This window comes from Limnospira sp. PMC 1279.21 (assembly GCF_032349615.1).
Lineage (GTDB): Bacteria > Cyanobacteriota > Cyanobacteriia > Cyanobacteriales > Microcoleaceae > Limnospira > Limnospira fusiformis.
This window is the reverse complement of sequence record NZ_JARPLU010000487.1, coordinates 1-635: the sequence shown is the minus strand read 5'-3', so window position 1 is coordinate 635 and position 635 is coordinate 1. Positions and strand designations below refer to the sequence as shown.

Annotated in this window: 1 protein-coding gene; it reads left to right on the top strand. The window is 43.6% G+C overall.

Annotated elements, in window-relative coordinates; translation table 11 throughout:
* Nucleotides 1-27 precede the first annotated feature (27 nt).
* Nucleotides 28-635: Uma2 family endonuclease (locus P5683_RS25575; RefSeq protein WP_315641269.1), on the top strand; the 608-nt coding region annotated here is incomplete at its 3' end.

The window sequence follows — 635 nt, the reverse complement described above, 5'->3', positions numbered from 1 at the left end:
GAAACTGTCTTCTACTGGTTTAGACCTATGGTTTCTATTGACCTTTATAAAAATCTACCCACCAGTGATGAACTTCCCGACTCTGATGATACTCCTGTGGATAACGAAGACCAAAACTTTCTCCCCAATTACCTATTATTTCTTCTAGCAATTATCTGGAAAGACCGCAATGATTGGTATTTCGGTGTAGATATGGGAATTTATCACACCAGCGGGGATAACCCCAGAGTCCCAGTAATTCCTGATGGTTTTCTGACGGTGGGAGTGAACCGCCGCCGACCAGGTAATAAATCTCGGAAAAGTTATGTGGTCTGGGAAGAAGGGGGAATGGTTCCTCAGTTGGTGTTAGAGGTGGTTTCCTGGACTCCGGGAAATGAGTATGAGTCCAAAATGGCGATTTATGAAAAGTTGGGGGTACTATACTACGTTATTTATAACCCAGAATATTACCAGCGCGATCGCCATCAACCCTTCGAGATTTATCGACAAATTGATGGTAAATACCAGTTACAAACGGGAGAACCCTACTGGCTACCAGAAATCGGTTTAGGAATTGGGAGAAGTCAAGCTACATTAGGTGGTATTGACCGAGAAATCCTGTCTTGGTTTGACCAAGAGGGGAGACGTTATTTGAG